Source organism: Limnohabitans sp. MMS-10A-192 (genome assembly GCF_003063335.1).
In the GTDB taxonomy this organism is placed as follows: Bacteria; Pseudomonadota; Gammaproteobacteria; order Burkholderiales; family Burkholderiaceae_C; genus Limnohabitans_A.
The window spans coordinates 1-6,282 of sequence record NZ_NERX01000017.1 but is presented as its reverse complement, the minus strand read 5'-3'; the positions used below and the strand labels follow the sequence as shown (position 1 = coordinate 6,282).

The window sequence follows — 6,282 nt, the reverse complement described above, 5'->3', positions numbered from 1 at the left end:
GCTCAGTTCGCGCAGCAGCAAAGGATTCAAACCAATGCCGCTGCAAATCTCAACCCTCAAGTTTTGGATTAACCTTGAACCCTTGGACTACTTCCGATTGATTGGTACGGCCAGAGGGGGCAGGTCAACAGTAGCATCCTTGCCGCTGTAATCGTCTTGCCCTGCAGCGAACAACTTCATGGGGATGTTGGCCCAGTTGTCCATCATGTCTGCAGGAAAATCTTGAAGGCGTTCTTTAAAGAACCACGAGTTGGTATCGCGTTTGATCAATTTGGGATAAAACCAGCAGACTGGGTAAAGGGCCGCAACTTTGCGAATTTTGATTTGTTCTGGAAGAAACTTCTTCTGCGCCCATTGCGTCGCCATGAACACACTCAAGTTAGCACCATAAGAGGTTCCGATGACCGAAACATTGCTCATGTCCACGTCAGAACGTGTGCTGAGGTAGTTGATGGCCCCCATGGCCTTGGCAAGACTCTCACCGTATGTGGTTTTTGTCGGTCTGCGAAACAGAATGGGTTCCATGGCAATGAAGCCATTTTGCGAAAGCAGTTCTACATACTGTTTGTTGGTTCCTGCATCCCAACCACCTGAATGGTGCAAGATGACCACCGCGGGCCGTTTGCCTTCCATAAGAGATTTGGTGATAACGGCATCCAAGCTTTCGCTTGCGCCGCTTAACGTTTTGTAGGTATAGCTGATGCGCTCTTGTGCGTGAGCCAGAGGAAGCGTTATTAGCAACGCAAGCGTGAGAGTCAATCGGGTTAAAAGCATCTTGATCCTTTTTGTTGTTATTTTTATATACAACCGATTTGAATGCAATCAGATTGCAAAGATCCGGCAATGCAGTTCAACGATCGATAGGCCTTCAACGCTGATTTTTCTCGTAACACGACATCTGCGCCAATGCCCCGCCAAACTGGACGGACTAAGGTTGCTCGACCATGGTGGCTGAACACATACTTGTCTGTGCTTTATCAATTTTTGAAAAGGATCAAACGATGAGCACTAACATTCTCAATACCCTCAAACTCACAGCGGCACGCAAAACCCGTGCACTTCCTGATGTGGTCAAACGCCGCAATAAATTGCTGCAAAAGCTGATTGAACAACGCGAGCTAGCTGCTGCACTGAACGAAGGCCGGCACTATGCACCCACACGCTACCGTTCATTTACAGATGCAGATACAGGGGCTCGAGTGGTTAAAGAAGTACCTGTGCGTATTAAGCCTTGGTTTTGGACCGGAGAAAAAGGGGAGGTGCTGCTTGCGGTGCAATATGGCAGCAAGCAGATCGAACTGCAAAAAGGCAAGACAGCGATTGATGTTGGCGAACAGACTAACCTGGTCACAGTGCTGGATACGGTGATTGCTGCGACACGCAACGGCGAACTGGATGTGCAGATCGAAAGCGTCAGCGTCAAGTTGCGCGATGGCTTCAAGAAGTAAGCAATCAAGAATTGGATGACTGGCGAGAGCGACGACTTTGCAGCAATGCAATGTTCTGCTCTCCAGTCACCGTGCTTGCATAGTGATTGTTGATGACTTCGACGCTGGTGCGTGCATTGCGAGCCAGTGTCAGCAAGTCAATGCCTTGTCCATACAGCAGACGGAAAGTGATGCTGGAGTGACGCAAGCTGTACAAGCTGCGTTCTTGGTCGTGTGGTCCAAGTTTTAAGCCAAGCTTTGCCAGCACCCAGTTGAAGTAAAACGCCAAGACCCAGTGAGCATAGTGACGGTCACGCAGGTGTGGCAGGAACAAGTAGTCGTCTGGTGCAGCAAGCTTCTTGGCCGCATAGTGCCGTGTCAGCTGCTGATAGATGCGCACTGCTGGTTGTAGCGTGACAATGGGACGGCCGTGGCTTTTTGTTTCAGGCAGCGTCAAGCGTAAGTAGGTATTGTCATTGCGCACCACTTCAATGTGCCTGTGCTTCAATGTTTTAAGGTCACTTGGTCTTATAAAGCTATTGACCATAAAGCCAACTGCCCAAGCAACATCTGGCGGCATTGTGTATTCCGCTGAACGCAGACGGTAGTTCTTGCGCAAAGAGCTGTCGCTGTCTGGGTGCCGTGTGCCTTGCAGCTTGCGTGCAGTGCGGATGATGCGCCAGTATTCAGTTGGCGTAAAGGCACCTCGTGGAGTTGTTTGCACACGGATTTTTGGAAACTCTGGCAGCTTGTCCAGTGTGCCAACTGCTACAGCCAAGGTCAGCACCTTGCGCACAATGATCAGGTACTGACTGACGGTTGTGGATGAAAAGCATTTGCTGAGGTATTGTGTGAAGGACAGCAAAGCTGCGTGATCAATAGCATCTAGTGAGTGCTTGCCCCATCTCGGCAAGATGTGTGCATCCAGACGATTGCGTAAGACCTTCAAGCTGCCAAGTGCAAACTCACCGCGATCAACCCGCGCCTGTTCGTTTGCAGTCATCTGTGCAGCCAATGCTGCAAATGTGTGCTGTGGCTTGACTGCGGGACCGCCGGCAGCATCGTGGCGTGCGTTGGGCGCCATTGCCTGAAAACTGGCCGACAGCGCTAGCCGCTGTTCATAAAAAGTGCGTGCATAACTTTGTGCCACACGCTGGCTTTGTGTGCGTGTACTGCTGCGGTGGGTCTTACCTGCAATCCAACAGCGCACTTGCCAAAACTTGCTGGCTGCGATTTTGTAGATTACAAGCTTTTGGGGATAGCCAGGCACAGGCGTAATGGTTGATGGAATTGGCACGGTGCGTTCGCGTTCGTGCGTTTTGTAATGGCTGTCATTTGCACTTGTGTGAGTGCTTGCGGTAAAACGGTCCAACATCACTTAAGCTTACTGTTGTGCATCGCAAATGCAACCGCGTGCAGGAACGCTTGGCACGATTTACGGGGACAGTTTTACCGTGCCGCTGCCGTGCATTTCCAGTGCGTGCCGTACAGAAAAATAGTGCTGCAGATGCGTGATCAGTTGTGCAGTTGCAGGCCAACAACTTTGTTCACTTTGATGTTGGAAATTTCTTGGCACCCTATTGGCACCTTCAAGCAACTTAGTGGAAAAATCAAACACTGTTCGCTCTGGCCGCATTGGCAGCCACTGGTGCTTTCGCACAATCTTCCGTTCAAATTGACGGCGTGGTGGACGTGGGCTACCAAGCCATCAACTACAAAGGCGGCAAAGTCAACGGCATCGGCAACAACGGTTCTTCGACCAGCCAGATCAACTTCCGCGGTACGGAAGACCTGGGCGGTGGCTTGAAGGCCAACTTCCGCGTTGAAACCGATTGGAACACCGTGTCCAACAAGGGCAACACCGGTTCTGCCTCCACTCCAGTGACTTTGGGCAACGAAACTGTTGCTGCAGCGTCTACATTCGGCAACGGCGAAATCCGCGTGGGCTTGGCTGGTGGTTTCGGTTCGATCGACGCTGGCGCCGTGAACTACAACACACTGGGCACCTACCTGACTGGCCAGCCTTTCGGCACCGCCATCGGTTCGGGCTTCCGCACTTTCTACGTGAACGATGCGCAAGGCACTTCGCAAGTGCGTTCCGACAACTCGGTCAAGTACGTGTCGCCTTCTTTCAGCGGCTTGAACGCTTCTTTGTACTACGCTGGCAAGCAAACCAAAGCCAACGGCACAGCTGACGCTGGTACTCCCGGTGCTTACACTGCAGTTGGCGTTAAGGACACCAGCTTCGGTGGCCTGGGCGCTTACGACATGCAAGGCACCACCGAGCTGGGCATCAACTACGCCAACGGTCCTCTGGCCGCTTCGTTCAGCTCTTTGAAGCAAGACTACAAGCAAGTTGGCACAGGCACTACTGACTCCACAGTCAACACCTTGGGTGCCAACTACGCCTTCGGCGCTGCCAAGTTGTTCGGTCTGTACCAGACCAACAAGACAAACACCAGCAGCACCAACAACAAAGCCATGACCATCTCCGGCACATACACCATGGGTGCTGTGGTCCTGATGGCTCAAGTTGGTGAATTGAAGGCTGATGCTGGTACTTACTCCGGTCAAAAGTCCAAATTGGTGGCACTGGGTGCTGACTACAACCTGAGCAAGCGCACTGCCGTGTACTTCCGTGCTGAGTCCATCGACGACAAGGCTCGTGCTATGAACGGTGCAGTGAACCCTCAGCAAATCGGTGGCGCTGCAAACGTTGCTGCTCTGACCGATCAGAAATTTGGTCGTACATCTGTTGGCGTGCGTCACGCTTTCTAATCACTCCGCTGGCGCAAGCCAGTTGATGATTTAAAAGTCAAAAACCCACCGTGTTGCCACGGTGGGTTTTTTTATGGTCTCTGCCCTGTGCTTACTCAAAGCACGTGCTCAAAAACCATTCAATCCAGCCAGATGTCCCCGTACCAAGCCCGAACCTTACTGCGCGTGTTGTCGCTGTCGGTCATGATGGCCAGTGCCACCAAGGCGCCGGGGGGCTCGCCAAAGGCTTTCTCAAAATCTGCGCGGATGTCGCGCTGGTAATGCCGCCATTGGTTCAGCTGTGATGGTCCTGATTCGATCACCCATTTGCGCACGCGGTCGGTGCGCGGGTTGACGATGACCGAATCCACCGGATGCCGATTGCTCCAGACATACATCAAGGTCGCGTAGGGCAATTCTTCGCCCGTCATGGCCCGGGTCAGCTCGTTGAGCATGGCGTTCTTGGCGGAGAACCGGCTCCGGTCGCCTTCAAACGCCAGAATTAAGCGCACTGGTGAATCTTCGGTTTCGCGCACCGACATGTCGGCCTCGGTCATCAAGTTTTCAACTTGCCAGTCAAAACGCAAACGGCCCAATTGTTCTGGTGGGATGTTCAGCTTTTGCCGCAGCATGCTGGCAGAAGACTGTGCATCGGCCTGCAGCGCGGCACGCTGGTCGCGTTTGTCCAGTTTGAATGCGGTACGCAGTTTGCCGGGCAAGGTCACCGGTTCCCATTGCGCCTTGTCTTGCGGCCGAAAATGCAGGCCTTGGCTGGCCGGTTTGCTCAAAACCGATGGCGGTGCTTCGCTGCGCCAAGCGCATGCGCTCAGCAACAGGGCTGCAGAGGCACACACCGCAGACCGACGTCCAATACAAAGATAAGGCATGGGGTTATTGAGCCGCTTGATTGAAGGGATGCGTGTATAAATACCGCACCGTGATTCATCTGAATTGTCAGTCAATTTTTGCTTCATCAGTTTTAAAGGTTTCCCTATGATCCAACGCCGCACCCTGATCCAAGCCGCTGCATTGAGCGCACTGCCCGCCGCCAACGCTTGGGCGCAGGCCTCGTTTCCCAGCAAACCACTCAAGATCGTGGTGCCTTTTGGTGCCGGCGGTGTGGCCGACCTGACCGCACGCGCCGTGGCGCAAAAACTGTCCGAAAACCTGGGCCAATCCGTGGTGATTGACAACCGCCCCAGCGCAGGCGGCATTGTGGCCGGTGAGATCGTGGCCCGTGCCGAGCCGGATGGCCACACCTTGCTGTTGATGTCCAACGGCACCGCCGTGAGTGCGGGCTTGTTCAAGTCGCTGCCGTTCAATCCGCGAACCGACTTTGCGCCGGTGTCTTTGCTGGGCTTGTTCGACATGGCGGTGGTGGTCCCCGAGAACTCGCCTTTCAAAACCCTGGCGGAGCTGATCGCCTTTGGCCGTGCCAACCCCGGCAAACTCAACATGGGCACCATCAACATCGGCAGCACCCAAAACCTGGCCGCTGAGTTGCTGCGCACGCAAGCGAACTTGATCGCTCAGATCGTGCCCTACAACGGCACACCAGCCGTGATCAATGCGTTGCGCGGTGGTCAGGTGGATGTGGCGGTTGAAATCTTGGGCCCCATGAAGCCCCAAATCAACGCCAAGGCTGTGCGGCTGTTGGGCGTGATGGGCGAACAACGCCCCAAAGATCTGCCGCAAACCCCCACGGTGCGCGAGCTGCCTGGACTGAGCAACTTCAACGTGTCCTCGTGGAACGCGTTGGCTGCCCCTGCCAAAACCCCCAAGGCCGTGGTGGACCGCCTGAGCCAGGAACTGGGCAAGATCCTGGCGCAACCCGAGATGGTGCAACGCTTGGCCGGCTTCAACGTGCAGGCCAAAGCCAGCACACCTGCGCAACTGGCGCAGTTGCTGGACAGCGACATCAAGCGCTGGAGCGATGTGATCGTCAAGGCGGGCTTGACGCCTCAGTAAAACAGCTGATTTGACCTGACCATAAAAAAACCCACCGTGTTGCCACGGTGGGTTTTTGACTTTTAAATCATCCACTGGCTTGCGCCAGCGGTGTGATTAGAAAGCGTGACGGATACCAACCGCTGTACGA

General features: G+C 54.1%; 6 protein-coding genes. 3 read left to right on the top strand and 3 right to left on the bottom strand.

Annotation, left to right across the window (positions count from 1 at the left end; translation table 11 throughout):
* Positions 1 to 87: 87 nt before the first annotated feature.
* A complete protein-coding gene (locus B9Z43_RS16875; RefSeq protein ID WP_146186083.1) occupies positions 88 to 774 on the bottom strand; it encodes a S9 family peptidase in 687 nt (228 codons plus the stop codon).
* Between the two features lie 227 nt (positions 775 to 1,001).
* Here B9Z43_RS16875 and B9Z43_RS16870 point away from each other — a divergent pair, with 227 nt between their 5' ends.
* Entirely contained in the window at positions 1,002 to 1,448 is a 447-nt protein-coding gene (locus B9Z43_RS16870) for a DUF6641 family protein (RefSeq protein WP_108327078.1), read from the top strand.
* 4 nt (positions 1,449 to 1,452) lie between these two features.
* On the opposite strand, the gene B9Z43_RS16865 is transcribed toward B9Z43_RS16870, so the two are convergent.
* Positions 1,453 to 2,802: a phage integrase SAM-like domain-containing protein gene (locus B9Z43_RS16865; protein WP_108327077.1), complete on the bottom strand. Its 1,350-nt coding sequence runs from the start codon at positions 2,800 to 2,802 to the stop codon at positions 1,453 to 1,455.
* A gap of 260 nt (positions 2,803 to 3,062) precedes the next feature.
* On the opposite strand from B9Z43_RS16865, the gene B9Z43_RS16860 reads away from it, so the two are divergent.
* Positions 3,063 to 4,205, top strand: a complete 1,143-nt coding sequence (locus B9Z43_RS16860; protein WP_158270146.1) for a porin — start codon at positions 3,063 to 3,065, stop codon at positions 4,203 to 4,205.
* A 119-nt stretch (positions 4,206 to 4,324) separates the two neighbouring features.
* On the opposite strand, the gene B9Z43_RS16855 is transcribed toward B9Z43_RS16860, so the two are convergent.
* Positions 4,325 to 5,071, bottom strand: a complete 747-nt coding sequence (locus B9Z43_RS16855; protein ID WP_108327075.1) for a DUF3047 domain-containing protein — start codon at positions 5,069 to 5,071, stop codon at positions 4,325 to 4,327.
* 106 nt (positions 5,072 to 5,177) lie between these two features.
* Here B9Z43_RS16855 and B9Z43_RS16850 point away from each other — a divergent pair, with 106 nt between their 5' ends.
* On the top strand, positions 5,178 to 6,152 hold the full coding sequence (locus B9Z43_RS16850; RefSeq protein ID WP_108327074.1) for a tripartite tricarboxylate transporter substrate binding protein: 975 nt from the start codon (positions 5,178 to 5,180) through the stop codon (positions 6,150 to 6,152).
* Positions 6,153 to 6,282 lie beyond the last annotated feature (130 nt).